Origin of the sequence: Methanobacterium aggregans, from assembly GCF_017874455.1 — an archaeon.
Classification (GTDB): Archaea; Methanobacteriota; Methanobacteria; order Methanobacteriales; family Methanobacteriaceae; genus Methanobacterium_C; species Methanobacterium_C aggregans.
This window is the reverse complement of record NZ_JAGGLN010000002.1, coordinates 370,423-397,197: the sequence shown is the minus strand read 5'-3', so window position 1 is coordinate 397,197 and position 26,775 is coordinate 370,423. Positions and strand designations below refer to the sequence as shown.

Below are 26,775 nucleotides of genomic sequence, written 5' to 3'. Positions count from 1 at the left end.
AATGAGCTTGAAAGGAATTTTAAAGAAGATTTCCCAGATAAACTTCGGTCTGATGTCTCCGGAGAATATAAGGAAAATGTCCGTTACCAAGATCGTAACCCCTGATACCTACGATGAGGATGGATATCCAATAGAAGCTGGACTCATGGATCCAAGGCTGGGAGTTATTGACCCTGGGCTTAGATGCAGGTCCTGTGGATCTAAGGGTGGTGATTGTCAGGGGCATTTTGGACATATCAACCTTGCAAGACCAGTTATACATGTTGGTTTTGCTGATACCATCCACAAGGTACTGAGGTCAACCTGCAGTGAGTGTGGACGTGTTCTTTTAACTGAAACTGAAATGGTGGATTACAAGAACAAGATAGAAAACCATATAGAGAATGAGGAGAGTATAACTCCTATTATTAAGGAGATCTATAATGTTGCGCGTAGGGATAAGTGTCCACACTGTGACACTGAGCAGGAAGATGTTAAGATTGATAAACCTGTTTCCATTGTTGAGGGAAATTACAAGTTAACTGCCAGTGAAGTGAGGGAACGTCTTGAAGAGATCCCTGAAGAGGACTACGTATACTTAGGAATTAACTCTGAGGTTGCAAGGCCAGAATGGATGGTTTTAACTGTACTGCCAGTACCTCCAGTTACAGTAAGACCTTCAATCACCCTTGAAACCGGTGAAAGATCAGAGGATGATTTAACGCATAAACTTGTGGATATTCTGCGTATTAATCAGCGTTTGAAGGAGAACATGGAAGCTGGTGCTCCTCAGCTTATTGTTGAGGACCTTTGGGAGCTTTTACAGTACCATGTAACCACTTATTTTGATAACGAAGCTTCAGGTGTGCCACCAGCAAGGCATCGTTCTGGAAGGCCATTAAAAACATTGGCGCAGCGTCTTAAAGGTAAAGAGGGACGTTTCAGAAGCAACCTTTCAGGTAAACGTGTTAACTTCTCAGCAAGGACAGTTATCTCCCCGGATCCTAACATCAGTATCAACGAGGTTGGTGTTCCAGAGATGATAGCCAAGGAAGTTACAGTACCTGTTCATGTAACTGAATGGAACATGGACAAGATGAAGGAGTACATCATGAACGGTCCACAACAACATCCCGGAGCAAACTACGTTATAAGGCCTGATGGTAGGAAGATAAGGGTTTATGATGAGACCAAGGAAGCTGTTGTGGAAAAACTGGAAGTTGGATTCGTTGTTGAGAGACATTTAATGGATGGAGATGTTGTTCTATTCAACAGGCAACCTTCACTCCACAGGATGTCCATGATGGCCCACGAAGTAAAGGTACTACCTTACAAAACATTCAGGTTAAATCTATGTGTCTGTCCTCCTTACAACGCTGACTTCGATGGGGACGAGATGAACATGCACATTTTCCAGACCCAGGAATCTCGTGCTGAGGCTAAATCTCTTATGAGGGTTCAGGAGCACATACTTTCCCCAAGGTTCGGTGGACCAATCATCGGGGGAATACACGACCACATATCTGGAGCATACCTCCTCACACGTTTAGGATCCAACTTCTCAGAGGAAGATGTTTTCCAGATGGTTAAGAAGGCAAGGATGGAACTTCCAAAACCACGTGGCAGGGACTGGACTGGTAAGGAGATCTTCAGTTTACTCCTTCCTAAGGATTTGAACATGGTTTACAAGGCTGAGATCTGCAGGAAATGTGATGAATGTCTCCGTGAATCCTGTAAGAATGATGCTTACGTTGTTATTGAGGATGGAGAACTTAAATTGGGTGCTATTGACGAGAGAGCCTATGGTGCTTTTGCAGGTAAGATCCTGGACTCCATTGTTAAGGAGTACGGTACAGATGCAGCTCGTGAATTCCTTGACTGCTCCACCAAACTTGCAATCGGCGGTATAATGAAGAGAGGTTTCACAACCAGTACTGCTGATGAGGAGATACCTCAGGAAGCCAAGGATCGTATTGAAGAACTTCTTAAAAAGGCTGAGGAAAAGGTTGAAAGGCTCATTGAAGCTTACCATAACGAGGAACTTGAAGCACTCCCTGGTAGAAGTCTCAGGGAAACCCTGGAGATGAAGATCATGCAGGTGCTTGGTGAGGCAAGGGACAGTACAGGTGTTATAGCTGAGAGTTACTTCGGTATGGAGAACCATGCTGTTATAATGGCCCTTACTGGTGCTAGGGGTTCCATGTTGAACTTGACTCAGATTGCAGCTTGTGTGGGCCAGCAGTCTGTTCGTGGTGGACGTATAGAAAGGGGTTACAGTAAACGTACCCTTCCTCATTTCTATGAAGGTGAGCTCGGTGCTAAGGCAAGTGGATTTGTTCACTCCAGTTACAAGAAAGGACTGGATCCATTGGAGTTCTTCTTCCATGCTATGGGTGGTCGTGAGGGTCTTGTGGACACAGCTATTCGTACAGCTCAGTCAGGTTACATGCAGAGAAGACTCGTCAACGCACTGCAGGATCTCAGTGTTAAACCAGATGGAACAGTCAGGGACAACAGGGGAGTTATAATCCAGACACACTACGGTGAAGATGGAATAGACCCAGCTAAAAGTGACTACGGTAAAGTAGCGGACATAGACCGTATGATAGATGAGATGAGAATAAAATCAAAGGGGAAATAAAACCCCTAGAAAAATCTCATTGTAACTCATCATTATCAATTACAACATGAACATAAAATTGAATAGATAAAAATTGAAATTTAAGATCATTCATAAGGGAATAATTTATTAAGGGAATAGGAACTGGATCCAGGTGGTTTTGTGGATATTGAGATGGTAGAGAAGGTAGAAAAGGTTGTTAAAAAGAAAAGAGCCAAATTTCCTGAAAAACTGATTCATGAAATAGCTGATGCAGCTGAAAGGCATGAACTCAGTGATAAAGAACTTGACACGCTTATCAGGGATATAAAAAAGGCTTATGAACGTGCAAGGGTTGAAGATGGTGAAGCAGTAGGTACAGTTGCAGCACAGTCCGTTGGAGAACCTGGTACACAGATGACAATGCGTACTTTTCACTACGCAGGGGTTGCAGAGCTGAACGTTACACTGGGTCTGCCAAGGCTCATTGAGATCGTGGATGCTCGTAAGAAGATCTCAACCCCAACAATGGCCATATACTTCGAAGAAGAATACGGTGCAGATGAGGAATTTGTCCGGACAATAGCCAACAGAATAGGTAAAATAGTTCTCAACGATGTTCTTAAGGATTTCAACGTTAACTACGCAAGCATGACCCTTAGCATAGAGATCGATGAGGAAAATGTGAAGGAAAAAAGGCTTGACTACGATGAGATCATAGCTAAGATAGAAAAAGCTTTTAAGAAAGTAGATATAAATAAAAACCTACTGAGTTTTGAACCTACGATTTCTGAATCTAAACATGCAATAAGAGAATTAAGACTTCTAGCTGATAAAGTTCGCGATCTTCAGATAAGTGGTGTTAAAAACATCGGAAAGGTCGTGATAAGGAAAGAAGGTACAGAATGGGCTATACACACCGAAGGTTCAAATCTTGGAGCCGTCCTGAAAATGGAAGGTGTTGATAAGACAAGAACAACAACCAACGACATTCACGAAGTAGAAAAAGTTCTGGGAATAGAAGCCGGAAGAAATGCAATCATACATGAAGCACAGAGCACAATGGAAGAACAGGGACTTACAGTCGACGTTAGACATATAATGCTTGTTGCAGATATGATGACATCAGATGGTATTGTGAAATCCATAGGAAGGCACGGTATCAGTGGTGAGAAAGCCAGCGTCCTTGCAAGGGCATCCTTTGAGGAAACAGGTAAACACCTTTTAAGGGCCAGTATAAGGGGAGAAGTTGACCATCTCACCGGTATAATTGAAAATATTATAATAGGACAGCCAATACCACTGGGAACAGGATCTGTTGGCGTCGTTATGAAAGAGAGAAAGAAATAAGGAGGCAGTAGATGGACATAGATAGAGGAATAAGAGTTGCTGTAGACACAGGGAGTGTCACACTTGGATCTGATAAATCAATTCAGGCTTTAAAACTTGGTAAAGGAAAGCTTGTTATTATCGCAAACAATTGTCCTCGTGATATAAAAGAGGATATTGAGCATTACTCAAAATTATCAGAGATTCCTGTTTACACTTATGAAGGAACAAGCGTGGAGCTTGGATCCGTGTGCGGTAGACCTTACACCGTCGCCACACTTATCATAAAAGATCCAGGTGACTCTACAATACTAGAAATCATGGGGTAATTTCTGTGACTATAAAATTTACAACACACGAGATAAGGTACATAGCTCTCTTTGAGAGCATGACAGGGGCAACGGTAAAGGACTGTATAGTTGACGATGAAAACGCCAAATTAACCTTCCTTGTTAAAAAGGGAGATATGGGACTTGCAATCGGAAAAAGAGGAAGCACAGTCACAAAAGTCCAGAAAACTGTTGATAAAGGCGTGGAAGTTATAGAACACTCAGAAGATCCTGTGGAATTTATAGGTAATCTCATGGCCCCTGCTAAAATCAGAAGTATTAGAATACTTCAGAAAGAAAACGGGGAAAAGATAGCAACCCTTGAAACTGATTCAAGAAATAAAAGGACTGCAATAGGAAAAGGCGGTCAGAACATTGAAAGGGCCAGGCTCTTAGCTAAGAGACAGCATAATATAAATAACATTATTATAAAATAGAAGAAAATCCAAAGAATTTAATGTTAGATAATCAAAAAGATGGGATGGATATTTTTTCATCTTACAAATTTAACATTGAATTTTGGAAAAAAAGCTAGGATTGATTATTTATCGATCATTATCATATTCAATTACTGATTAAATCAATGATTAAAATGTTTATCAGGTTACACTGAATATTTAATAATTAAATCCTAATTCAAGGAGGAATTTCATTTGCCAGGACTTTTTGCAGCAAAAAAGCTTAAACAAAACAGACAGAATTTCAGATGGAAAGACACTCACTACAAAAGGAAAGAATTACGATTAGATGTTAAGGCAGACCCGTTAGAGGGTGCACCTCAGGCAAGGGGAATCGTAATAGAGAAAGTGGGTATAGAGGCAAAACAGCCAAACTCTGCTATACGAAAATGTGTACGTGTCCAGCTCATCAAAAACGGTAAACAGTTAACAGCCTTCGCACCAGGAGACGGCGCAATCGGTTTCATCGATGAACACGATGAAGTTATGATTGAAGGAATTGGAGGACCATCAGGAAGGTCCATGGGTGATATTCCAGGTGTCAGGTGGAAGGTTACAAAAGTTAACAACGTAGCATTAGAGGAAATGGTTAAAGGTAAAATAGAAAAACCAGTAAGATAAAAGTGAGGTTATTCAATGAGTTTTAAGGTCTTCAATAAATGGGATTTAGGAGAGGTTAAAGTGGAAGACATGGGCCTTGTTAACTACGTCTGCTTAGACGAGATACTGGTTCCCCACACCCTCGGAAGACATGTTAAAAGACAGTTCGCAAAATCAAAAGTTTCAATCGTTGAAAGAATCATGAACAAGATCATGAGGACAGAGAGGAACTCCGGTAAAAAGAACAAGTCTTACAACATAGTTAAAGATGCATTAGACATTATAAACCAGCGCTCAAAACAGAACCCAGTACAGGTTCTTGTTAAAGCCGTTGAAAACACAGCTCCAAGGGAAGAAACAACAAGGATCAAATACGGTGGAATAGGATACCAGGTTGCAGTGGACATAGCACCACAGAGAAGGGTTGACCTGGCTGTAGGTTTCCTTACAAAAGGTGCTCTACAATCCTCATTCAAAAGGAAACGATCCGCAGCAGAGTGTCTTGCTGATGAACTTCTGTTTGCAGCAGAATATGATACAAGGAGCTTTGCAATCCAGAAGAAGGAAGAAAAGGAGAGAGTTGCAAGATCCGCACACTAATTCCACTACATCTTTTTAGAGATTCACAGACTGCATTTTTTTTACTTCCCTGAAATGTTTCAGATCAGTGATTTTTTCAGTGATTAAACATGTACACCATGGAACGTTGCTGAATGCAGAAAATCTGTGACTCCATGATATTTTTCAATGATGCTTTAATTCATTGATACAATGTCATGTAGGAATTATTTAGGAATCTTCATAATTATTTAGGTGATTTTGGTGAGTAGACGTTCTAAAATGATTGAAAAGATTAAGGACTTAATGTACCAGCCTGAGTACATCCGTAACATTGGTATAGTGGCCCATATTGACCACGGAAAAACCACGTTATCAGATAACCTCCTGGCAGGTGCAGGTATGATATCCTCAGAACTTGCAGGTGACCAGCGTTTCCTGGATTTTGATGAACAGGAACAGGCAAGGGGTATAACAATAGATGCTGCAAACGTTTCAATGGTCCACCAGTACAAGGATCAGGAGTACCTCATAAACCTCATAGACACCCCAGGGCACGTCGACTTTGGTGGAGACGTTACAAGGGCAATGAGGGCTGTTGATGGTGCAGTTGTAGTTGTATGTGCAGTGGAAGGAATCATGCCACAGACAGAAACCGTGCTTAGGCAGGCTCTAAAAGAAAATGTAAGGCCCGTTCTATTTATAAACAAAGTGGACAGGCTCATAAACGAACTCAAACTTGGGGACGACGAACTCCAGCAGAGGTTCGTTAAGATCATTGCAAGCGCAAACAAACTCATAAGGAACATGGCTCCAGAGGAGTTCAAAGAGGAATGGCTTGCACGTGTAGAGGATGGAAGTGTTGCATTTGGTTCAGCATATCACAACTGGGCAATAAACGTTCCAATTATGCAGAAAACTGGTATAACCTTTAAGGATATTTTCCAGTACTGTAGAGATGACAACCAGAAAGAACTGGCTGATAAAGTGCCTATACACAACGTTCTTCTTGGAATGGTTGTTGAGCACCTGCCAAGTCCAAAGGTTGCCCAGGCTTACAGGGTACCAAACATATGGTCTGGTGACATAGACACAGTTGAAGGACAGGGAATGATAAGCACAGACCCAGACTCCCCACTTGCAGTTATGGTCACAAACGTGAGCATAGATAAACACGCAGGTGAAATAGCAACAGGGCGTGTTTACGGTGGAACAATTAAAAAAGGAACAGAGATCTTCTTTGTAGGTTCAATGGGTAAAGCACGAACTCAGCAGGTTGGTGTTTACATGGGACCAGAAAGGATCAACACAGACAACGTTCCAGCAGGAAATATAGTTGCAATAACCGGTGCAAAAAATGCTATTGCAGGTGAAACAGTCACCAACTACGGTACCAAGATAGCACCATTCGAGAGCATAGAACATATATCAGAACCTGTTGTTACAGTTGCAGTTGAAGCTAAAAACACCAAGGACCTTCCAAAACTCATAGAAGTTTTAAGGCAGGTTGGTAAAGAAGACCCAACAGTAAGGGTTGAGATCAACGAAGAAACAGGTGAACACCTCATATCAGGTATGGGAGAACTGCACCTTGAGATCATCGCTTACCGTATCAACGAGAAGGGTGTTGAAATAGAAACATCTGAACCAATAGTTGTTTACAGAGAAACAATTGCAGGAAAAGCAGGACCTGTTGAAGGAAAATCACCAAACAAACACAACAGATTCTACCTGGACATAGAACCCCTTGAAGATAAATTATTCCAGGCAATGCAGGCTGGAGATATTAAAGAAGGTCGTGTCAAAGGAAAAGAACTTACAAGCACATTCACAGAGTATGGACTTCCAAAGGACGAGGCCAAAAAAGTATGGGATGTTTACAAGAGATCCCTATTCATAAACATGACCCGTGGTATCCAGTACTTGGATGAGATCAAGGAACTTCTCCTTGAAGGGTTTGAAAGTGCAATGGAAGATGGTCCAGTAGCCAGAGAAAAGGTCATGGGACTTAAAATATCCCTTAAAGATGCTAAAATACACGAAGACGCAGTTCACAGGGGTCCAGCACAGGTATTGCCTGCAATAAGGAAGGCAGTTTACGGTTCAATAATGCTTGCAAATCCAACACTACTGGAACCAATACAAAAAGTATTTATCAACGTTCCACAAGACTATATGGGTGCAGCAACAAGGGAGATACAAAACAGAAGAGGACAGATCGTTGACATGTCACAAGAAGGAGATATGGCAACAGTGGAATCCAAAGTACCAGTTGCTGAAATGTTTGGATTCGCAGGAGACATAAGATCTGCAGCAGAAGGTAGATGTTTATGGTCAACTGAAAGTGCTGGCTTCGAAAGACTCCCAAATGAACTTCAAAGAACTATAATAAAAGAGATAAGGGCAAGAAAAGGACTAAGTCCAGAACCATATGGCCCAGACCATTACATAGGTTAATGGAATTATTATAGGATCACATTATATATGATTAAAATCAATATAAAATCAAATCTTAGACTAATTGCTATCTAAGCTATGCAATGTTAATGGAGGTATAAATTTATGGCTAAAGCAAAAGAACATATGAACTTAGCGTTTATTGGACACGTAGACCACGGTAAATCTACACTTGTCGGACACGTACTGCTCCAGTCTGGAGCAATCGCAGAGCAGCAGCTCTCAGATGGTGAAAACAAGTTCAGATTTGTCATGGATAAACTGACAGAAGAAAGAGAAAGAGGAGTTACAATCGACCTTGCACACGCAAAATTCGACACTCCAAAATACGAATTCACAATTGTGGACTGTCCTGGTCACAGGGACTTCGTTAAAAACATGATCACAGGTGCATCTCAGGCTGATGCAGCTGTACTCGTAGTAGCAATAGACGATGGTATAATGCCACAGACCAAGGAACACGCTTTCCTTGCAAGAACACTTGGTATTAACCAGTTAATTATTGCAATAAACAAAATGGATCTTGTTAAGTACGATGAAGCAAAATTCAACGCACTCAAAGAAGAAGTTAGTGCATTGATTAAAACAGTGGCTTACGACCCATCCAAAATCAACTTCATACCAATCTCCGCATTCGAAGGGGACAACATAACAAAACCAAGTGAAAACACCCCATGGTACAAAGGACCATCACTCGTATCTGCATTCGACGAGTTTACAGCACCAGAAAAACCAACAAAACTACCACTCAGGGTACCTATCCAGGATGTTTATTCCATCACTGGTGTGGGAACAGTTCCAGTGGGAAGGGTAGAAACTGGAATCATGAAGAAAGCTGACAACGTTATATTTGAACCTGCAGGAGTAAGTGGAGAGGTAAAATCCATAGAGATGCACCACGAAATGCTTGAATCAGCAGAACCTGGTGACAACGTAGGATTCAACGTTAGGGGTGTCGGTAAAAACGACATCAGGAGAGGAGATGTTGCAGGACATACCTCAAACGCACCAACCGTTGCAAAAGAGTTCACAGCACAGATAGTTGTGCTCCAGCACCCAGGTGTTATCACAGTTGGTTACACACCAGTATTCCACTGTCACACAGCACAGGTTGCATGCACATTCCTTGAACTCCAGAAAAAATTGGACCCTGCAACAGGTCAGACAAAAGAAGAAAACCCAGACTTCCTCAAGACTGGTGACGCAGCATTTGTCGTAGTTAAACCTACAAAACCAATGGTAATCGAGAAGATCAAAGAAATTCCACACATGGGAAGATTCGCTATCCGTGATATGGGTCAGACCGTGGCTGCTGGAATGTGTATTGACCTCGTACCAGCAAAATAAATACACGAATAACATAACAGAAGGTAAATTTGAAGGATTTAAAAATCTACTACCTTCTTTTTATTTTAATGGAGGATTGGAATGCACAAAGCCAGAATCAAACTCACAGGAACAGACCCAGAAAAACTCGCATACGTATGTGACCAGCTCAAAAGAATCGCAGAAAGGACAGGTGTGGACCTATCAGGACCAATACCATTACCAACCAAAAAACTTGTGGTGCCAACCCGTAAATCTCCAGATGGAGAGGGAAAAGCAACATGGGAAAAATGGGAACTCAGGATTCACAAACGTCTGGTTGGTATAGAAGCCGATGAAAGGGCAATGCGTCAGGTTATGAAGGTTAATGTACCAGATAACGTGAGTATAGAAATAGAACTTAAAAGCTAATTATTTATAGCTTAACCCCTTTTTTATCTTATGCCGGGATAGCCTAGCCAGGGAAGGCGCAGGACTTGAGATCCTGTGGAGCTGTGCTCCACCTGGGTTCAAATCCCAGTCCCGGCGTCCAAACCTTTAAAAAGGTTTGATAAGTCCTACCTTTTTTAAGATTTAAGACCTTCCCCACTTTAAATCATTCATTTTAAAGATTAGATGGTTAAATCATCTAAGATGTTTTTTTACTATTTTACTTAGAAAATTCCGCCTTCAAAGATTTAAATCATTTAGAGAGGATGCTCGATGAGTTTTAACCCAATATACGCATTTATAAAAACAACAACAGGCATTGTAACACATAAAATAAGATTTCAAAAAGATGATCTTGGTAAAACCATTCAGATGAACGACGGCTACAGATTCACAATACTAAAACATGCAGTCAAAGCATCAGAAACTGAAGATGAGGGTGAACCTACAGTTCTGTGTTTAAGATTCCACTTGGAAGAAACAGAAAATGGAAAGGATATCAAACATTCTAGACTACCAATGTTCTTTTCATTAGGTCTTCCAGGTCTTCGTGAGAAGATATGGATGGTGAACAAATGGAACGGAGATTTTCAAGGTATCTATGAATGGGACAGTGAAGAGAATGCCCACAGGTATGTGGATTCATTTGCAATGAAGTTCATGACCCGAAATGCAGTACCCGGATCTGTAAAGTATGAAATAATTCCAAGGATAAGTCTTCACGATCATGTGAGGCATCTGCAGCTTTAAATTATTTAAAAATCATTTACGAGTTTTTTTTTGATATATTTTTCCATTTTTGAATACTTTTTTTAACTTGAAAAACAACATCTTTTATTGATTAAAAAAATGATGGAGATTTGTAAATGGAGATCAAAAGGGAACAGATTTTAGGTGAGGGCTTCACAGTTCCGTGTGTAAGTATTATACCCGAGGATGCAGTTGGTGCTGCGGTGGTTATTCATGGTTACGGTGGCTCCAAGGAGGAACAGCTGGGACTTGCATGGCGCCTGGCCTTATGTGGTGCTGCAACATTTGCAGTGGACATCAGGGGACATGGAGAAAATCTGCACATACTCGATGGAGATGCGCTCAATGACCTGGAAACAATCATTGAGTATGCAGGGGAGTTTGGAAAGGTTGCAGCTGTAGGGCATTCCATGGGAGGGCGCATGGCACTTGTGAGCAGTGCAGAATACCGCCTTGGAATATCACCTTCACTTGGCACAACCTTCCATGAGGGAATTCATGAGGTAATGGGGAAAAAGCGAAGCTACAGGGTGAAAGAACCCTCTCCAGATACTGTATTTGATATGATGAGGGATCTGCCTGCTGGACGCTTTGAAGCTGACACCACCTTCATAGTTTACGGCCAGAACGACATACCTGAGATAGCTGAGAGATGCCAGGAACTGGAGTCTGAGGGAGTACCTGCAGTTATGATAGACAACGCCCTTCACCATGATATTTACACGCTGGAGGAGACCTTTGAGGTTGTGTGCGAGAAGGTTGGGGATTGGTTGGGTTAATTTTTTTCACTGAACTGACGTTTTTTAATATTTTTTTTCTTCAACCCTAAGATATAAAATTGTTAAAATAACAGATAATCCATGATATAATCATTTGATACCTTAAGATCACAGAAACCAAGATCTTAACCCTCAAAAACTGTCTATTATTTTACTTCCCACACGCTCCCAAAAACTAGAAGGTACTCCATAATAAACTATCATACAGCACGATTGCCCCCACAATACGTGCTACCCTTTTTAACATTTTGGACGTGTAACTATGGAGATAGAGATAAAAAAGGTAAAAGAGTATCAGGCAGCCTTCATATCATACAAAGGCAGCTACGAGAAGATCCCAGAACTCCTTGGAAGGGTAGTGGGATTTTTAATGGAGAAGAACCTTCAGATAGAACTTCCAGTATATGGTGCATACTTCAACAGCCCCCATGAAGTGGCTCCAGAAGAACTGGAATGGGAGGTTGGAGCAGCATTCCTTGGTGAGGTAGATCCTGAAGATGATGTTCAGATAAAAAAAGTTCCAGAACACGAAGCTGTATCCACAGTATTCAAGGGCCCCTACGGCGAAGCAGCATCAGTCTATGGCAGCTTGTTTGAGCACACAGCTAAAAACAACTACCAGATTGCAGGACCTGTGGAGGAAATATACCTCAACAGTCCAGATGAGGTTCCAGAATCAGAGCTTCTCACAGAGGTTCAGTTTCCTGTGGTGAAAAAGTAATTTCAGAGCTTTCCTATTTTTTTATTCATGAAATATTCAATTTTTTCTTTTACATTTTAAAATTATAACCTGTTTGGTGACATAACCGAAAGAAAACTTTATATTACTTTTCCTCTAACCTTAAAATGGTGTTAAAATGTTATGTAATGAATGTGGAGAAAGTAATATAAATGATGCTAAGTTCTGTCAAAAATGTGGGGCTGAACTTGGATATGAAGTTCAATTAGCAAGTTTAGGTGATAGAATCATTGCTTATATCATTGATATGTTAGTAATATTCGTTCTTGCTTTTCTTGCAGGGCTAGTAATAGGTTTGATGATTGTTTTTGGAGGAGTTCAATCCACCAGTGATGGATTCCTTATGGTGGTTAATTATTTGGTGGGTTTTTTACTATTCTTTGGTTACTTCATCCTTTTAGAGGGACCTTTAGGTGGAGGTCGGACCCTTGGAAAGCGAATTATTCATATCAAAGTTGTAAAAGAGGAAGATCTGGAGGTAATGGATTACACCAAGAGTTTTGTAAGGAACATCCTGCGGATAATAGATGGTTTTATATGTTATCTGGTTGCAATCCTTTTGATCCATTCAAGCGATAAGAACCAGCGTTTAGGTGACAGTGCAGCCCACACACTGGTGATAAAAGAAAAATAATCACCATATTTATTTTTTTTTATACATTTAATTGATTTTTTATTTTCATATCAAATCCATGCTCACATTCATACCCACACTTCAAGTGTAAAAAATTTCACATAACCTGAACCTTTTGATTTTGGGCAAACTTTATATATTAGGTAATATATTACCTAAATTAACATGTAATATATTACCTATGGGTTGATAAAAAATGGATAAAAAAATAATATACGTAAATTCAATTGTCATTGGAATTCTGGCGGTGTTTGCAACTGCATCAGGCTTATTCTGGAAGGGTCTCTACAAACATGACACAGTTTCTGGTGTGGCCCAGATGATGGGTCAAGACGTGATAACGCTCATTGTGGCTGTTCCTTTACTTCTGGTATCAATGTACCTGATATCCAGAGCTTCCCTCAGGGGTTACCTGATGTGGATGGGAACTATCTTCTACTTCCTTTACTCCTATGCCTCCATGTCATTTTTGACATCCTACAACCAGCTTTTCCTGGTTTATGTGGCACTGTTCTCAGTATCTCTCTACACATTCCTCTACGGACTGTTGTCCATGGATGTTAAAACAATTAAAAAAAGTGTCTCCCCAGGAGTTACCATTAAAGTAGCAGGAGTATTCCCAATAATCATGGGTTTGTTACTTGCAGGTATGTGGCTTTCAATGATATTAGGATCACTCCTGAATGGTACTGTCCCTGCTGCACTTGAAACTTACACAACCCTGGTGATTCAGGCTTTGGATCTGGGAGTACTCGTTCCAGCCGCATTTATTGCAGGACTCATGACCTTAAAGGGTAGAGGATGGGGTTATGCACTCATTTCAATACTCCTTGTAAAGGTGTCCCTCCTTGGAACGGCCATAATCTCCATGATATTTTTCATGGCAAGAAACGGTGTGGACGTTGCAGTGGGACAGGCACTTCTCTTCGTGGTGTTGACCATTGCAGGATTAATAATCACAACAACCTTCTATAAAAAAATTCATGGAAACTTGCACTACTTCAAAGACGTGGAATTAGATTAAAGTAGGAATTGCAATGAAAGATCCAGAGGAATTAAAGGCAGAGTTCGGCTTGGAAAGGCTTGAAATGGAGAAATACATTCTGGTAGTTCTATTTCTGGTACAGCAGAGATGGGGCTACATAATCAACAAGGAATTTGCCAAGGATGGAATAACAACCAAGCAGTGGCTGATGATGGTGGTTATGGGAAATGCATTCAAACATGACCCATCCATGCAGGAAGTGGCAGAAGCAATGAGCACCACACACCAAAACGTTAAACAACTGGCCACCAGATTGGAGGCAAGAGGATTCTTAAAAATCGAACGAGATAAAAGCAACAAACGCATACTGAGGTTGAAATTCACAGAGGAATCTCAAAGATACTGGGAGGGAAGAAATGGTGAAGATGTTGAATCAGTGTCTGCACTCTTCCAATCCCTGGACGATGAGGAAGCTAAAACTCTATTCGAAATCATGGGAAAACTTGAAAGATCATCTGAAACTTTATATAAAGATTCTAAAAACATTTAAAAGTCATATAAACCTTTAAAAGTCATATAAACCTTTAAAAGTCATATAAAAATCAAAATATAATTTATAATAAAAAATCAAAATAATCAATCAATAATTGATGAATAAAGTTAAAAAAATTGATTTAAAGTTGGGGATTGAAATGAAAGCGTTAATTGTGTATGGAACCAGATACGGTACAGCTGCAGAAATTGCAGAAGAAATAAGTAGGATTATGGAAGATGAAGGGGCTGAAGTGGATCTAGTGGATTCAAGAGGTCTTAAGAATTGTGATGTAACTCCATATGACCTTGTGGTTGTTGGAAGTGGGATAAAAATGGGAAAGTGGACCAAAAATGCACTTAACTTCCTTAAAAACAACAAAGAAATTCTCGCCAGTAAGAATGTGGCGCTTTTTGTTTCCTGCGGTGCTGCCAATGAAGAGAAGAGTCGTGCAGAGGGACAGGAAAAGTACCTTGATGATGTTGCCAAGAAGAACCTACTAAATAAACCCGTGGCCACAGGACTGTTTGGCAGTGTGTACGACCCAGAAGCCAAACATGGGCTGATGTACAAATTCACAAGGGGCTTCATTAAAAAAGAACTGGAAAAACAGGGTATAGACACCAGTAAACGCTATGATTACCGTGACTGGGATTTAATAAGGGAATGGGCTCGTGATCTTGTGAACACCACAAGTAAAGATATTTGAAACTAGAAAAAATTTAAGGAAGTTTTTTTATGGGTATACTGAAGATAATAGGAATAGTGTTGGCCATAATAATGGTGGCTGCAGCAGGTGTATGGTTGTTTAGTCTTTCTGGAAGTTACGCTGCTGAAACCTTAAAACCAGATGGTGCAGTTACAGGCAAGGCCCTGATAGTCTACGATCCAGGATTATCAGGAAACACCAAAAATGTGGCATCATCAATGGCTAATGATTTAAAGGCAAAGGGTTATGAGGTTGTACTTGCAGGACCTAAATCTTCAGATGCATCAAAACTGTCCGGATACAGTATACTGATGGTTGGAAGCCCTACTTACGGTGGCAAGCCCTCAGGTACCATAAATTCTTATCTGGAGGGATTAAACTTACCAGAAAACATTACAGTAGGGGTTTATTCAACTGGTGGAACAGATAACAATGATTCAAACCAGTTTATGGCGGATATCCTTAAGAAGAGCTCAGTACGAGTTGAAGTTTCAGAGAAATTTGGAAGCTCTGCAGACAAAGTTGAATATTCAAACTTCGTATCCCAGATTCTAACGTGAATGCATAGGTAGTTTTAGAAAGAACCAATCCAGAGTATCAAGAATGGATTTTATATCCAGTTCTTTTTCTATTGATGGATCGATTCTACACATATTATTTTGGAGAAAAAGATGTTTAAAAGATCATTCATTCCATCGGGAGTAAGCTCCATAAGATTTTTAATAGCTCCTCTCTTTGTTTTCACATTTTTTAAAGGATTATATTCAATTTCCATGATACTATTTGCTTTTGCATGTTTCACAGACTTCATGGATGGTTACATTGCAAGGAAAATGAATTCAACCTCAAATGCAGGAGCTTACATGGATGTGCTAGCAGATTTTGTTCTGATACTGGTATGTTTTTCTGCATTTGTACTGGTGGGTTGGTACGATCCAATGGTTTTGGTACTTATCATTACCATGTTCAGCCTCTTCATTGCAACGTCTGGACTTGAAACTCCAGTTTACGATCCAGTGGGCAAATATCTGGGGGCTTTCCTAATGGGAATGGTAGTTATATCACTTTTACTACCTCAACCTAGTGTAAGACAGATTTTAATGATATCACTTACACTGTTCTGTTTGTCATCAATTTTAAGCCGTTTGTTCTTTTTTTACAGGAATCCTGATAATTGAAAGTAGGTTTATGTGATGATATAGTCTTTGAAGGGATTTTAAAAACTTTTTTAAGAATTATGGGTAATAAAAGTGGGTAAATGAAAAAGGACTGTGAATAGTTTATAAAAGATTTAAATGGTGAATAAAGGTTATGGGTAAAGGGATAAAACATAAATTAGGTTGATGAAAAACATGAAAAAATGGATCACACATGGAAAAAATACTGTTCATCAAGTTTTAAATGGTCGAAGCAACGCTTTTTTAATTTCAAGGGGAAGTAAACATGTTCTTGTGGATACTGGTAGAACCAGCTCATGGAAAAAGTTAAATCAAAAACTTGATATTTTAACAGCTGGAAATGGTCTGGAAGCCATTGTACTCACCCACACCCATTTTGATCATGTTGAAAATGCCGCAGCCCTGAAAGAAAAATATCATGGAAAAATAATCGTTCAAAGAAGCGAGGCAGAGTACTTGATGAGGGGAAACACTCCACTGCCACAGGGAACCAACTTCCTTACCAAGTTCATTGTTACTTCAGTTGAAATGTTTAAAGGGGGTGGAAGAAGTTTGGAGTCACGTTACAAATACAGATCCGTGGATCCAGACATTGAAGTGGATGAAACATTTTGTCTGAATGATTTTGGAATTGATGCACACGTTATCCACACTCCTGGCCATTCTTATGGTTCTTTGAGTGTTGTGGTGGATGATGAATTGGCACTGGTTGGTGATACCGTCTTTGGAGTTTTCGGAGGCTATGTTTTCCCACCATTTGCAGATGATCCTGGGGTCATGATTGAGAGTTGGGATAAACTTCTGAAAACAGGTTCAAAGATTTTTATTCCAGGTCATGGTGGAGATAGGAGTAGGAAAGAGCTTCAAAATGCTTATGATATTCATAAAAATTTAAAAAAAGGATCAGGGTAACCTAAAATTTTTCATTCTTAATCAATTATTAAAAATTTAAAATTAATAATTTAAAATTAAATATTCCTAGAAAACGGAGCGAATTATTCAGTTTTGTGATTTGTTCCCTGAAAACCGATGCTGCAGTGCTATGAACACATCCATAAGGGGCATAACAACTGATTTTGCAAATTTCACCTTGTAACGGAATCCATGGCCCTCCAGTTCACTTGAAACATCTCCCAAAAGCTCTGGGATGCTCAGCTTCTGTGGGCATGTTCTGACACATTTACCGCAGTCTATGCAGAGTCCGGCATTTGATTCGTTACCACTCATGACCCCACCCATTCGTATCAGGTAGGAAAAGGGTGCACTTTTATCTTTGAACATGTACTTGGTGTTGTAAATTTCAAAACACCCTGGAATATCCACCCCAACTGGACATGGCATGCAGTAACCACAGCTTGTACAGTTAACCTTTGTAAGATCCTTGTAAACCTCTTTAACATCCTCGTAGAGTTTCAGCTCTTGAGAGGTTAATGAGTTCGGCTGAACCTCTCCTGCAACCTTCAGATTCTCCTCTACCTGTTCCGCACTGTTCATTCCAGACAGTACACAGGTAACCTCAGGATGGTTCAGTACCCAACGCAGAGCCCAGTCTGCAGGACTTCTTTTAACCTCAGCACGGTCCCATATCTTTGCGGCCCTTTCAGGCACATCTCCTGCAAGGTGTCCACCTTTAAGAGGTTCCATTATAAAAATTCCCATACCTTTGGAGGCAGCATATTCCATACCACCTTTTCCAGCCTGATTTTCCTCGTCCATGTAGTTGTACTGTATCATGCAAGCATCCCAATCGTAGGCATCTGCAATCTCCTTGAATGCTTCCGGGTTGTCATGGAACGAAAAACCTGCATATTTGATCTTACACTCTGTTTTGGCTTTTTCAAGGAACTTTGAAACTCCAATCTTCTCAAGTCTCTCGTAGCTTCCCCTACCTAGGCTATGAATGAAGTAATAATCAATGCAGTTTATTTGGAGCCTTTCAAGCTGTTTATCCAGAATAGTCTCCATATCCTCGTACTTCTTAACAGACCACGGGGGCATTTTCGTTGAAATCTTCACTTTGTCCCTGTACTCTCCAGAAAGTATCTCACCAAGGAAGGATTCACTTGCACCTCCATGGTAGGGCACAGCAGTATCTATGAAGTTCACACCATGGTCTATAGCATAATATATCTCTTTTTTTGCTTCTTCTTTCTGAATCCTGCTGTTTTTGGTGGGAAGCCTCATTGCACCGAATCCCAGTGCAGAGATTTCTTGTCCTGTTTTTGTGATTGTTCTCTTCTGCATATCATAAACCTCAAATAATTCTAATTAATCATTTAAATAAAATTTTGAAAATTATTTTCTATAAATTATTTATTTGGAAATTCCACCCCAGAAAAGTTCGAATGCAAGGTTTAATGTCTTTTCGTTGAATCTTTCAGGGTACCTCTCGAAGTGGTTGACGGTAGCCACCACGTTGCCCCAGAGGCAATCTGTAAGCATTTCATAGGATGCTTCCTTTATCTCCTGTTTTTCAAGCCCAATCTTATAGGCTTCGAAAACGCTTTCAAATTTAGTTTCAACCTGTCTTTTTGTGAGAGATGTGATGTAAGGAGAGCAGTGAAAACTGAGGATGAACTGAAATTGGTTTGACTCCTGAATTCCGAAATATACCAGTTTCAACCACAATCTTTTTATATTTTCCTGGAATGATTCTGCATTGTTGTAGTGTCCACTAACAGAGCCAAGAAGACTTTCCTTAGAGTAAAGGTACAAATGGTTTATGAGGTCTTCTTTGGTCTTGAAGTAGTGGAAAAGTGTGCCTGTTGCAACTCCTGCATTTCTTGCAATTTCTGCAGTTGAAGTTCCATGAAATCCTCTCTCAACGAAGAGTTTTAGGGAGGTATCCATTATTTTCAGTTCCTTTTCATTCAAATTATCCACCTACTTACTTCAATAATTCTTCAACAATTATTAGACTGATTAGTCAATCACATATTTATAGTTTACATCTTCGGATTAAAAATAAAAGATTAAAAAAATTGTTCTTCAGAATATTAAATAAAATCTTTTTAAGCAACTTTCAGTTCTCACCACTTCTTAAACCCCATTTATAAGATAGAAAAGCTCCTACAAAACAGAGTGCTGAACTTATGTACATCGTTGTTCCACAAACTCCTTTCAGAAGACCTGCACTTGCACCCACAACATCTCCAGAGTACCCTTCTCCAAATAGAAGTACAGAAAGGAGTAAAGTCCCCATGGCAGTACCCAGGGCCAGTCCAAAGCTTTGATTGGTTACTGTTATACTTGACGCAAGGGCACCCCTCTCCTGTGGAAGTGCAGCCATGATGTCCAGGTTGTTAGGTCCCTGGAAGATTGAACGACAGATCCCTGCAAGTAAAAAACTTGCCACTATCAGTGTGAGGTTGGAATCTTCAAATCCATAGCCACAGATGAAGTACGCAATTCCCATGAGTGTTATGCCCACCATTGCGTAGTTTCCAACGATCCATGACTTTTTCTGAAGTTTCAGATTGTCGTAAATCCTTCCACTTACTGGGGAACTAATCATCATTGCAAGGGGCATTACAGCCGCTAAAATTCCCACATTTGAAGGGCTGAAGCCCATGACCCCTTCGAAGTAAAATGGTTGAATAAGAACCATTATGAAGGTTGCTGTGAAGTAGAGCACCAGACTGATGTTGGGAAACGTGAAACTCCTTATCTTAAACACAGATATGTCCAGAAATGGTTTTTCAACCCTGATCTCTCTAACTACAAAGCCAGCGAGTGATGCAATAAAGACTGCAGTGTAAATTGCTGCAGCATTTACATCAACTGGAGTGTTGGATATGGTATTTAAAACCATGAAGAAGCTTCCAATGGATATTATGAAGAGTATGGATCCTGTATAATCATTGTACCATTCTTTTGTAATTTTTTCTTCTATTTTAAGGTATTTGAGTGTGGGTAACAGTAACAGTATTCCTATTGGGAGGTTAACGAAGAATATATAAGACCATCCGAGAGTATCAACTAATATTCCTCCCACTGTTGGCCCTATGATCATTCCAAACCCGATTATGGCTGTGAAATAGCCCATAACCCTTCCTCGCTCTGGGCCTGGAAATATCTGCATGAGGATTGCGAGGTTGATGCTCATGATCATGGACCCTCCCAGTGCCTGCACTATCCTGAAGAAGATGAGCTCAGGTAATGATGTTGAAATTCCACATAAAAATGAGCTGATTGTGAATATTAAAAGGCCAATTAGAAATATTCTTGATTTTCCAATTCGATCCGATAATTTTGCAAATATCAGGGGAGTTATGGTTGCTGTAACCTGGTAACCTGTAATTATCCACTGTGACAGTCCAACAGGAACGTTGTAAAAACTTGTTATGGTTGGAAGGGCAACGTTAACTATGTTTGTATTTAAAACTGCCATGAAAACTGCAGTTAAAACTACGATCATTATTTTGTAGCGATTTCCATAGGATTTTCTTGCAATTTCTGTTTTGTAAATAGTATCTGTCATTTCTCATTCCTTCGATACACTCCAATCTTTTTTTTAGAGTTATTCCAACTTTTTCATGAGTTCTTTGAGACCTTCAACCAGTTCTTCAAGGGATCCTTTATCCATACTTTCAAACAAGTTTTTTAGAAATATATCCCTGGATTCATGCCTTATATGTTTTATAATTCCTTTACCTTTTTTTGTAAGGATTATTCTGCTTATTCTAAGGTCATGCGGATCTTTAACCCTATCAACGAGTCCCTTTTTTTGCAGTCTACTTAACCTCTCGGATATGGTGTGTGGTGCACAGCCCTTTCGAACTGCTATTTCTCCAACACTTGGGACCTTCTGAGATACATCCCCTTGCACATTCAGTTCCAACTCTTCAAGTTCCAGAAGTAAATGAAATTGTTCCAAGCTTAAATCGTACCTTTTAGCTGCTTCATGATGTTTCAAGTGAAGGCTTTTGTTTAATTTATTCCAGTATTCAATGGCTTCATCTACCTTTTCATCCATATACTACAACTCCACCGAAAATTTATATCGTTACACGACTATATCTTGGGATGATATAAATATTCTGCATTTGAAACTACCTGGGGAGGGAATAAGTTCAATTCTAAACTCGATTTTTGCATATCTATTGATTTTTTTCTGCAATCACTAGTTCAATACATAAAAGTATCGTTTTAAAACTAAAATGGAAAACTTGGATTTGGTGTAGATTTGGGTCTGATTTAGGCATAGGTACTTATTCTTTGTTAATAATAGAAATGTACATTCACTTATGTTCAAAGTAAAAAATTTATTAAAATTTTGAACATCATGGAGATGAAAAAAAATGGCTAACCTAGAAAAATTCAATTCATTGAAGGATCGCCTCCCCCTTTTAAATGAAGGAAAGGATGGAAAGAACGTGGGACTTCTTGTAGATGGACCAAACATGCTCCGAAAAGAATTTGACTGCCATCTCGATGTTGTGAGAAAAATAATCAGCCAGTATGGAAGTGTAAGAGTTGGAAAAGTTTTTTTAAACCAGTACGCTTCAGGCAAGCTCATAGAAGCAGTTACAAATGAGGGATTCTCACCCATAATTGTTGCAGGAGAAACAGATGTTCACATAGCTGTGGAAGCATATGAACTAATTCACAACCCTGATATAGACATAATTGCTCTTATGACAAGAGACGTTGATTTTTTCCCACTCGTAAACATAGCAAAGGAAAACGGTAAAAAAACAATTGTAATTGGAGCTGAACCAGGTTTCAGCATAGCTCTACAGAATTCTGCAGACAGTGCCATAACCCTCAACACCAACAGGCCACCAAGCATTGCCTGAAGAGAATATAATTCTATTTTTAAGTTATATTATTAATTTTACCTCCCCACCCTTTTGGAAACCCTAGATAAATCCGAAATATCAATTCTGAAGTTTATCCGCAATGGTTATTAGTCAACGAGAACTTACTAAAACCAGGAGAGTTCAAAATGGAAGTAACTGAAAAAAGGATTGAAGAATTAAAAGTAGCTTACATACCATACAGTGGTAGTTATGACAAGATACCAGAGCATATGCAGGAAGTGGGACAGCTCGTAATGAAGAAGAACCTTAAAATGACTGGAACAGTCTACGGAACTTACTTCAACAGCCCTGAAGATGTGCCTGAGGATAAACTGGAGTATGAAATAGGCTTTTCAGTTGAAGATGAGATTCCCCAGGAAGATGAGCTGGGCTTCAAGGACATACCAGAACACACTGTACTTGCAGCAACCCATAAGGGGCCTTACACAGATGTTGGCCCTGTAATCCACACAGTGGCACAGCACGCAGTGGACAACGGCTACGATATCGTTGGGCCCATAACAGAGGTTTACCTCAATGATCCTAACATGGTTTCAGAGGAAGAACTCCTAACAGAGGTCAGGCTGCCTGTGATCAAGGTACGGTAAAGTTTGGAACCTTAATAATTCCTTTTTTTAATTTAAAACCAAATTTTAAGTTGGATTAGTTTGAATAATAGTATAAATAGGAACCTCTTCTAAATAAGATATAACCTATCATGATCATCTGCCGGGATAGTCTAGTCAGGTAAGGCGCAGGATTCGAAATCCTGTTGAGCATCCGCTCGTCCTGGGTTCAAATCCCAGTCCCGGCGTCTTCAAATTACTCAAAATAAATCAAAAAAATCTTCTTTTTAAATTCCAAGTGGTTGTCAATAATAATTTAAATTGTTGATGTTATCCAATAATGAATGTATGCTGAAATATAAAAATTAGTAATTAACTTCTTGTTATATTAAATTATATCAAATATCCTCTTCATTTTATTCTTCATCTTCTACATTCTCACCTATATTACTATATTTTCTCCAAAACCACCAATAGAATGCAAAAAAATAGACTATAAATATGATTGCAACGATTATATCGATAATTAAACCAATTTTCGTTCTAATTGGCGTTCCCGTAACTTGAGCAAAAGCTCCAGAAGGTAATCCTGGCACTAAACCACCTTAATGACTCTTCAGTTATTTTTATATTGTTATTTGTCAATTAATCTTAATATAATGTTTTTTTTTCATCAACACGTAATCTGTGATTATGTTTGATTATTTTTTTTGTTTTATAACGTTTAAGTGCAGTATGATACTAGATTCATGACGTTCCATTTCAAACTTCGGATGGTTGTTATTGGTGTAGATTTTTTTCTAGATATTCACTTTACATTTTTTCAATATTTTCGTTGAACAAGAATAACTGCAGTTCTGCTCTGTTCAAGTGCTCTAAAAATAGGCGCTATATATCAGGAGTGCAATGACCATTGGTATTAGGAATATAACGGTACCTGCAATAATGAGTATGATTAACAGGTTTCTGTTGGAAGACTCTCTCCAGGCTATTTCCTCATCAGATGGAACATACTCAGATCTCTCATTCAGTTCATCACGTGAAAGATGGTACTCTATTTCCCCCCACAGTGGCAAACATCAAAATCCTCAGGGGATTCTCCTTCCTGAAGCTCGTAAATTCCACCGCATTCTTTGCATTTCAAATAACGCATATTCCCATTCTCCAATTAGTTTTAATAAATCCTAGTTAATCCCATCCAATAATCATTTCTTAAATAAAATCCATAACAGAACTAAGATAACTGCAATGGCAATCACCATGAAAAGAACAAATACATAGGTGGCTCCAGGGCTCCCTACTTCAGTTGTTGCTCCTATAACACTTATTACCACACCACCGAAAACATGGAACACTGCGTAGACAACCACAAAGAAAATTAAAATTTTGAGTAAGGGGCTTCTTTCTTTTGATCTATTAGCGTTGGGATACACAGGCATGCATCCTCTTTTATGCCCGTTATTATCATAATACTCCAGTTTTCCCCCACAACTGCGGCTTTCAAATTCTCCAGGCAATTCTCCAGGCAATTCTCCAGGCTGGAGATCGTAACGTCCACCACAGTCCTTGCATACCCGATATCCTCTCTTCATAACATCATGTATGTAATAAATTATCATATTATTTAAATATTGTGAATTTTTGATGTGCAAATGCACGGAATAATCTATAATTGGAAATTGAACATTCATTGCCCTCTAAAAACAGCTAAAAAACTTATAAATCTTTTTAAATCTTCATAAAAAAATATTTAAAAATAAAATGACATGTGTTTAACTGTAGTATCTCTTAGCTGCTCCAGATATGAACCATATTATTATAGCAGCAAATAAACCGTATTTAAATGTGTAAAGCTTGAATACTCCTCCAAGAAGTACTATCAATCCTAAAAAACCCATAACATAGATCAACATGTCCATATGTTTATCTTCCATATTTTTTCTCCTCCTAAACTAACATATATCATATTAATAATTAATTATCTCTTTAACTGTTAAATAGAAACCATATATAAAATTTATCAAAAAAGTATGGAATTAAATCCAGTTTTAAATTTTTTTAAACAGCTCTTGAACCACCTCAACTTATATAATCATCCTCCACCCATTTAATATCTAAAAAGTCAGGAACTGAAAACACCATAAAAACTGATAGTATCAAGGGGGAATAGGTTTTAAAAGCAATCACATTAATTTAATGGAGATATTCGAGAAATCTCCCATAGGCCTTCTTCTCTGTGATGTGGATGGTAAATTGGTGGATGCCAATCAATCTGCATTAAAGATAACTGGAATTCCTGAAGATGCTTCAGACATTGATATCTTTGACACTGCATTCATGGCTCAAAAAAAGGAAACATTGCTTGAAGAAGGATCAACTAGGTTTCAAGCTCCCTTGGATTTTGAGAATATTGAAACCAAAGCCATCACAACAAAGTCTGGTGAGCTTTTAATTGATTGGAACATTTCCGTGCTTGATTCCGGGTTTTTAGTGCAGATTCAGGAGGTCACAGGGAGTACCTCTGCAGAATTCATTAAAGAAAATGAGAGGTACAGGCGCTGGTTTGAGGAGGATTTGACTGGGGATTTTATTGCAACGATGGAGGGTAAGGTTATTGAGTGTAACCCTGCATTTGCGGATATTTACGGCTTTGATAACCGTGAATTGGCTGTTCAATCAGACATATCGAATTTCAACCCCTATGATTGGGAAACCTTAATAAAACGCCTTAAACTGGAACATAAAGTCCATGGCCACCAGTCAACACACAGACGTCCTGATGGGAAGGAGATTCACGTTGTCAGTAACCTTGTGGGCATTTTTGATGATTTGGGTGGGCTTGTTCAGGTTAAGGGTTATATTTTTGATGATACTGAGCGTAAAAAGGCTGAAGAATCTCTTAAACGTAGTGAGGAGAAGTATCATCGTCTATTTGAGGAGGATTTGACTGGGGATTTTATTGCAACTTTGGATGGTAGGGTGCTTGACTGTAACCCTGCTTTTGCTGAAATATATGGATTCGATAACCGTGAAAAATCTCTTAAGTCAGATATTTCACAATTTGACCCTGATGATTGGGTCAATTTAATCTCCAGTCTTAAGGATGAAGGTAAAATCCAGGATCATCAGAGATGGCACAGACGTCCTGATGGGAAGGAGATTCACGTTGTCAGTAACCTTGTGGGCATTTTTGATGATTTGGGTGGGCTTGTTCAGGTTAAGGGTTATATTTTTGATGATACTGAGCGTAAAAAGGCTGAAGAATCTCTTAAACGTAGTGAGGAGAAGTATCATCGTCTATTTGAGGAGGATTTGACTGGGGATTTTATTGCAGCACCTAATGGGGAAATTTTAGAATGTAACCCCGCATTTGCTGAAATCTACGGATTTGATGATTATAAAACTGCACTTCAATGGAATATTTCACAGTCCAACTCCTTTGACTGGCCTTACATGGTTACGCGTCTCAAGAGGGAGGGTAACATCAAGGGTTTTCAAAGCTGGCAGAGGCGATCCGATGGTTTGAGGATACACGTCGTTGCCAATGTTGTAGGTATTTTTGATGATTTGGGTGAACTGATTCAGGTTAAGGGTTATATTTTCAATGATACTGAACGTAAGCAGGCTGAAGAAAAACTTGCTAATGCTCAAAATCAAATAAAAAAGATTTTAGATAGCATCCAGGATGGATTTTTTGCTTTGAATTCCTACTGGAATTTTATTTACGTCAATCAAGCTGCTGGGGAGTACTTCAGTGCTGAACCTGAGGATCTCGTTGGAGAAAACATCTGGGAAAGATTCCCTGAACTTTTAGGAACCAACTATGAAACAACCTTCCGCAGGGCAATGGATGAACAGGAAACCAAGTACTTTGAAGCCAATGACATAAATGGAACTGGAAACTGGTTTGGTTTCAGTGTTTATCCCTCACTGGATGGTATTTCTATTTACTGGAGAGATATCAACCTTAAAATTTAAAACTAAGGCACATTTAATTATAAAAAGGTTAAATTAATGATTTAAAAGAAAAAATAGTTT

30 protein-coding genes and 2 tRNA genes are annotated in these 26,775 nt (G+C 39.3%); 24 read left to right on the top strand and 8 right to left on the bottom strand.

Features of this window, described 5'->3' with window-relative positions; all coding sequences use genetic code 11:
- The first annotated feature begins 7 nt into the window (after nucleotides 1-7).
- The 20 genes from J2756_RS04735 (at nucleotide 8) to J2756_RS04640 (ending at nucleotide 17,282) form a co-directional block, all read left to right on the top strand.
- Nucleotides 8-2,620: a DNA-directed RNA polymerase subunit A' gene (locus J2756_RS04735; RefSeq protein ID WP_209583053.1), complete on the top strand. Its 2,613-nt coding sequence runs from the start codon at nucleotides 8-10 to the stop codon at nucleotides 2,618-2,620.
- Between the two features lie 153 nt (nucleotides 2,621-2,773).
- Nucleotides 2,774-3,928, top strand: coding sequence for a DNA-directed RNA polymerase subunit A'' (rpoA2, locus tag J2756_RS04730; protein ID WP_209583232.1), 1,155 nt, complete (start codon nucleotides 2,774-2,776; stop codon nucleotides 3,926-3,928).
- Between the two features lie 11 nt (nucleotides 3,929-3,939).
- The gene (locus J2756_RS04725) at nucleotides 3,940-4,236 is read left to right on the top strand and encodes a 50S ribosomal protein L30e (RefSeq protein WP_209583052.1); all 297 of its coding nucleotides are present in this window, start codon (nucleotides 3,940-3,942) and stop codon (nucleotides 4,234-4,236) included.
- A 5-nt stretch (nucleotides 4,237-4,241) separates the two neighbouring features.
- Entirely contained in the window at nucleotides 4,242-4,673 is a 432-nt protein-coding gene (locus J2756_RS04720; protein WP_209583051.1) for a NusA-like transcription termination signal-binding factor, read from the top strand.
- Between the two features lie 216 nt (nucleotides 4,674-4,889).
- Complete coding sequence (locus tag J2756_RS04715) at nucleotides 4,890-5,315, top strand: 30S ribosomal protein S12 (protein WP_209583050.1); 426 nt, start codon at nucleotides 4,890-4,892, stop codon at nucleotides 5,313-5,315.
- A 15-nt stretch (nucleotides 5,316-5,330) separates the two neighbouring features.
- Nucleotides 5,331-5,894, top strand: coding sequence for a 30S ribosomal protein S7 (locus J2756_RS04710; RefSeq protein ID WP_209583049.1), 564 nt, complete (start codon nucleotides 5,331-5,333; stop codon nucleotides 5,892-5,894).
- Nucleotides 5,895-6,116: 222 nt separating this feature from the next.
- Nucleotides 6,117-8,309 carry an elongation factor EF-2 gene (locus tag J2756_RS04705; RefSeq protein WP_209583048.1) on the top strand — a complete coding sequence of 731 codons (2,193 nt, stop codon included), beginning with the start codon at nucleotides 6,117-6,119 and terminating at the stop codon, nucleotides 8,307-8,309.
- Between the two features lie 105 nt (nucleotides 8,310-8,414).
- Nucleotides 8,415-9,656 (top strand): translation elongation factor EF-1 subunit alpha, encoded by a 1,242-nt coding sequence (gene tuf, locus J2756_RS04700; RefSeq protein ID WP_209583047.1) that lies wholly within the window; start codon nucleotides 8,415-8,417, stop codon nucleotides 9,654-9,656.
- Between the two features lie 81 nt (nucleotides 9,657-9,737).
- On the top strand, nucleotides 9,738-10,046 hold the full coding sequence (gene rpsJ / locus J2756_RS04695) for a 30S ribosomal protein S10 (RefSeq protein ID WP_013645952.1): 309 nt from the start codon (nucleotides 9,738-9,740) through the stop codon (nucleotides 10,044-10,046).
- 32 nt (nucleotides 10,047-10,078) lie between these two features.
- A tRNA-Ser gene (locus J2756_RS04690) sits at nucleotides 10,079-10,163 on the top strand.
- Nucleotides 10,164-10,337: 174 nt separating this feature from the next.
- Complete coding sequence (locus J2756_RS04685; RefSeq protein ID WP_209583046.1) at nucleotides 10,338-10,814, top strand: YdhR family protein; 477 nt, start codon at nucleotides 10,338-10,340, stop codon at nucleotides 10,812-10,814.
- A 116-nt stretch (nucleotides 10,815-10,930) separates the two neighbouring features.
- Complete coding sequence (locus J2756_RS04680) at nucleotides 10,931-11,593, top strand: alpha/beta hydrolase (RefSeq protein ID WP_209583044.1); 663 nt, start codon at nucleotides 10,931-10,933, stop codon at nucleotides 11,591-11,593.
- Between the two features lie 262 nt (nucleotides 11,594-11,855).
- Complete coding sequence (locus J2756_RS04675; protein WP_209583042.1) at nucleotides 11,856-12,314, top strand: GyrI-like domain-containing protein; 459 nt, start codon at nucleotides 11,856-11,858, stop codon at nucleotides 12,312-12,314.
- Nucleotides 12,315-12,450: 136 nt separating this feature from the next.
- Nucleotides 12,451-12,966 carry an RDD family protein gene (locus J2756_RS04670; protein WP_209583230.1) on the top strand — a complete coding sequence of 172 codons (516 nt, stop codon included), beginning with the start codon at nucleotides 12,451-12,453 and terminating at the stop codon, nucleotides 12,964-12,966.
- A 196-nt stretch (nucleotides 12,967-13,162) separates the two neighbouring features.
- A complete protein-coding gene (locus tag J2756_RS04665) occupies nucleotides 13,163-13,990 on the top strand; it encodes a hypothetical protein (protein WP_209583040.1) in 828 nt (275 codons plus the stop codon).
- A 13-nt stretch (nucleotides 13,991-14,003) separates the two neighbouring features.
- Nucleotides 14,004-14,501 (top strand): MarR family winged helix-turn-helix transcriptional regulator, encoded by a 498-nt coding sequence (locus J2756_RS04660; RefSeq protein WP_209583038.1) that lies wholly within the window; start codon nucleotides 14,004-14,006, stop codon nucleotides 14,499-14,501.
- Nucleotides 14,502-14,643: 142 nt separating this feature from the next.
- Nucleotides 14,644-15,192, top strand: a complete 549-nt coding sequence (locus J2756_RS04655) for a flavodoxin domain-containing protein (protein WP_209583036.1) — start codon at nucleotides 14,644-14,646, stop codon at nucleotides 15,190-15,192.
- A 29-nt stretch (nucleotides 15,193-15,221) separates the two neighbouring features.
- Nucleotides 15,222-15,752, top strand: a complete 531-nt coding sequence (locus tag J2756_RS04650) for a flavodoxin family protein (RefSeq protein WP_209583034.1) — start codon at nucleotides 15,222-15,224, stop codon at nucleotides 15,750-15,752.
- 111 nt (nucleotides 15,753-15,863) lie between these two features.
- Nucleotides 15,864-16,370: a CDP-alcohol phosphatidyltransferase family protein gene (locus J2756_RS04645; RefSeq protein ID WP_209583032.1), complete on the top strand. Its 507-nt coding sequence runs from the start codon at nucleotides 15,864-15,866 to the stop codon at nucleotides 16,368-16,370.
- A gap of 174 nt (nucleotides 16,371-16,544) precedes the next feature.
- Nucleotides 16,545-17,282, top strand: a complete 738-nt coding sequence (locus J2756_RS04640; RefSeq protein WP_209583030.1) for an MBL fold metallo-hydrolase — start codon at nucleotides 16,545-16,547, stop codon at nucleotides 17,280-17,282.
- 87 nt (nucleotides 17,283-17,369) lie between these two features.
- Here J2756_RS04640 and J2756_RS04635 read toward each other — a convergent pair whose 3' ends face one another.
- From J2756_RS04635 to J2756_RS04620, 4 genes are all read right to left on the bottom strand, one after another.
- Nucleotides 17,370-18,614: an aldo/keto reductase gene (locus J2756_RS04635; RefSeq protein WP_209583028.1), complete on the bottom strand. Its 1,245-nt coding sequence runs from the start codon at nucleotides 18,612-18,614 to the stop codon at nucleotides 17,370-17,372.
- 69 nt (nucleotides 18,615-18,683) lie between these two features.
- Nucleotides 18,684-19,253: a TetR/AcrR family transcriptional regulator gene (locus J2756_RS04630; RefSeq protein ID WP_342593105.1), complete on the bottom strand. Its 570-nt coding sequence runs from the start codon at nucleotides 19,251-19,253 to the stop codon at nucleotides 18,684-18,686.
- A gap of 139 nt (nucleotides 19,254-19,392) precedes the next feature.
- On the bottom strand, nucleotides 19,393-20,850 hold the full coding sequence (locus J2756_RS04625) for an MFS transporter (protein WP_209583025.1): 1,458 nt from the start codon (nucleotides 20,848-20,850) through the stop codon (nucleotides 19,393-19,395).
- A 39-nt stretch (nucleotides 20,851-20,889) separates the two neighbouring features.
- The gene (locus J2756_RS04620; protein WP_209583023.1) at nucleotides 20,890-21,345 is read right to left on the bottom strand and encodes a MarR family winged helix-turn-helix transcriptional regulator; all 456 of its coding nucleotides are present in this window, start codon (nucleotides 21,343-21,345) and stop codon (nucleotides 20,890-20,892) included.
- Nucleotides 21,346-21,670: 325 nt separating this feature from the next.
- Here J2756_RS04620 and J2756_RS04615 point away from each other — a divergent pair, with 325 nt between their 5' ends.
- From J2756_RS04615 to J2756_RS04605, 3 genes are all read left to right on the top strand, one after another.
- Nucleotides 21,671-22,168 (top strand): TIGR00288 family NYN domain-containing protein, encoded by a 498-nt coding sequence (locus tag J2756_RS04615; protein WP_209583021.1) that lies wholly within the window; start codon nucleotides 21,671-21,673, stop codon nucleotides 22,166-22,168.
- Nucleotides 22,169-22,317: 149 nt separating this feature from the next.
- A complete protein-coding gene (locus J2756_RS04610; protein WP_209583019.1) occupies nucleotides 22,318-22,779 on the top strand; it encodes an AraC family transcriptional regulator in 462 nt (153 codons plus the stop codon).
- 120 nt (nucleotides 22,780-22,899) lie between these two features.
- A tRNA-Ser gene (locus tag J2756_RS04605) sits at nucleotides 22,900-22,985 on the top strand.
- Nucleotides 22,986-23,153: 168 nt separating this feature from the next.
- Here J2756_RS04605 and J2756_RS04600 read toward each other — a convergent pair.
- The 4 genes from J2756_RS04600 to J2756_RS04585 all read right to left on the bottom strand — a co-directional run bounded on the left by J2756_RS04600 (nucleotide 23,154) and on the right by J2756_RS04585 (nucleotide 24,671).
- Nucleotides 23,154-23,333, bottom strand: a complete 180-nt coding sequence (locus tag J2756_RS04600; protein ID WP_209583016.1) for a hypothetical protein — start codon at nucleotides 23,331-23,333, stop codon at nucleotides 23,154-23,156.
- A gap of 279 nt (nucleotides 23,334-23,612) precedes the next feature.
- The gene (locus tag J2756_RS04595) at nucleotides 23,613-23,813 is read right to left on the bottom strand and encodes a hypothetical protein (RefSeq protein ID WP_209583014.1); all 201 of its coding nucleotides are present in this window, start codon (nucleotides 23,811-23,813) and stop codon (nucleotides 23,613-23,615) included.
- Between the two features lie 129 nt (nucleotides 23,814-23,942).
- The gene (locus J2756_RS04590) at nucleotides 23,943-24,329 is read right to left on the bottom strand and encodes a hypothetical protein (RefSeq protein ID WP_209583012.1); all 387 of its coding nucleotides are present in this window, start codon (nucleotides 24,327-24,329) and stop codon (nucleotides 23,943-23,945) included.
- 180 nt (nucleotides 24,330-24,509) lie between these two features.
- Entirely contained in the window at nucleotides 24,510-24,671 is a 162-nt protein-coding gene (locus tag J2756_RS04585; protein WP_209583011.1) for a hypothetical protein, read from the bottom strand.
- A gap of 262 nt (nucleotides 24,672-24,933) precedes the next feature.
- Here J2756_RS04585 and J2756_RS04580 point away from each other — a divergent pair, with 262 nt between their 5' ends.
- Nucleotides 24,934-26,715 carry a PAS domain-containing protein gene (locus tag J2756_RS04580; protein WP_209583009.1) on the top strand — a complete coding sequence of 594 codons (1,782 nt, stop codon included), beginning with the start codon at nucleotides 24,934-24,936 and terminating at the stop codon, nucleotides 26,713-26,715.
- The last annotated feature ends 60 nt before the right edge of the window (nucleotides 26,716-26,775 follow it).

Coding starts and splice junctions, on each gene's coding strand:
- J2756_RS04640 (WP_209583030.1), top strand. CDS start 16,545: ATGAAAAAATGGATCACACATGGAAAAAATACTGTTCATCAAGTTTTA.
- J2756_RS04650 (WP_209583034.1), top strand. CDS start 15,222: ATGGGTATACTGAAGATAATAGGAATAGTGTTGGCCATAATAATGGTG.
- J2756_RS04675 (WP_209583042.1), top strand. CDS start 11,856: ATGGAGATAGAGATAAAAAAGGTAAAAGAGTATCAGGCAGCCTTCATA.
- J2756_RS04590 (WP_209583012.1), bottom strand. CDS start 24,329: ATGAAGAGAGGATATCGGGTATGCAAGGACTGTGGTGGACGTTACGAT.
- J2756_RS04725 (WP_209583052.1), top strand. CDS start 3,940: ATGGACATAGATAGAGGAATAAGAGTTGCTGTAGACACAGGGAGTGTC.
- rpoA2 (WP_209583232.1), top strand. CDS start 2,774: ATGGTAGAGAAGGTAGAAAAGGTTGTTAAAAAGAAAAGAGCCAAATTT.
- J2756_RS04665 (WP_209583040.1), top strand. CDS start 13,163: ATGGATAAAAAAATAATATACGTAAATTCAATTGTCATTGGAATTCTG.
- J2756_RS04670 (WP_209583230.1), top strand. CDS start 12,451: ATGTTATGTAATGAATGTGGAGAAAGTAATATAAATGATGCTAAGTTC.
- rpsJ (WP_013645952.1), top strand. CDS start 9,738: ATGCACAAAGCCAGAATCAAACTCACAGGAACAGACCCAGAAAAACTC.
- J2756_RS04685 (WP_209583046.1), top strand. CDS start 10,338: ATGAGTTTTAACCCAATATACGCATTTATAAAAACAACAACAGGCATT.
- J2756_RS04655 (WP_209583036.1), top strand. CDS start 14,644: ATGAAAGCGTTAATTGTGTATGGAACCAGATACGGTACAGCTGCAGAA.
- J2756_RS04680 (WP_209583044.1), top strand. CDS start 10,931: ATGGAGATCAAAAGGGAACAGATTTTAGGTGAGGGCTTCACAGTTCCG.
- J2756_RS04585 (WP_209583011.1), bottom strand. CDS start 24,671: ATGGAAGATAAACATATGGACATGTTGATCTATGTTATGGGTTTTTTA.
- J2756_RS04620 (WP_209583023.1), bottom strand. CDS start 21,345: ATGGATGAAAAGGTAGATGAAGCCATTGAATACTGGAATAAATTAAAC.
- J2756_RS04615 (WP_209583021.1), top strand. CDS start 21,671: ATGGCTAACCTAGAAAAATTCAATTCATTGAAGGATCGCCTCCCCCTT.
- tuf (WP_209583047.1), top strand. CDS start 8,415: ATGGCTAAAGCAAAAGAACATATGAACTTAGCGTTTATTGGACACGTA.
- J2756_RS04625 (WP_209583025.1), bottom strand. CDS start 20,850: ATGACAGATACTATTTACAAAACAGAAATTGCAAGAAAATCCTATGGA.
- J2756_RS04710 (WP_209583049.1), top strand. CDS start 5,331: ATGAGTTTTAAGGTCTTCAATAAATGGGATTTAGGAGAGGTTAAAGTG.
- J2756_RS04610 (WP_209583019.1), top strand. CDS start 22,318: ATGGAAGTAACTGAAAAAAGGATTGAAGAATTAAAAGTAGCTTACATA.
- J2756_RS04660 (WP_209583038.1), top strand. CDS start 14,004: ATGAAAGATCCAGAGGAATTAAAGGCAGAGTTCGGCTTGGAAAGGCTT.
- J2756_RS04580 (WP_209583009.1), top strand. CDS start 24,934: ATGGAGATATTCGAGAAATCTCCCATAGGCCTTCTTCTCTGTGATGTG.
- J2756_RS04645 (WP_209583032.1), top strand. CDS start 15,864: ATGTTTAAAAGATCATTCATTCCATCGGGAGTAAGCTCCATAAGATTT.
- J2756_RS04635 (WP_209583028.1), bottom strand. CDS start 18,614: ATGCAGAAGAGAACAATCACAAAAACAGGACAAGAAATCTCTGCACTG.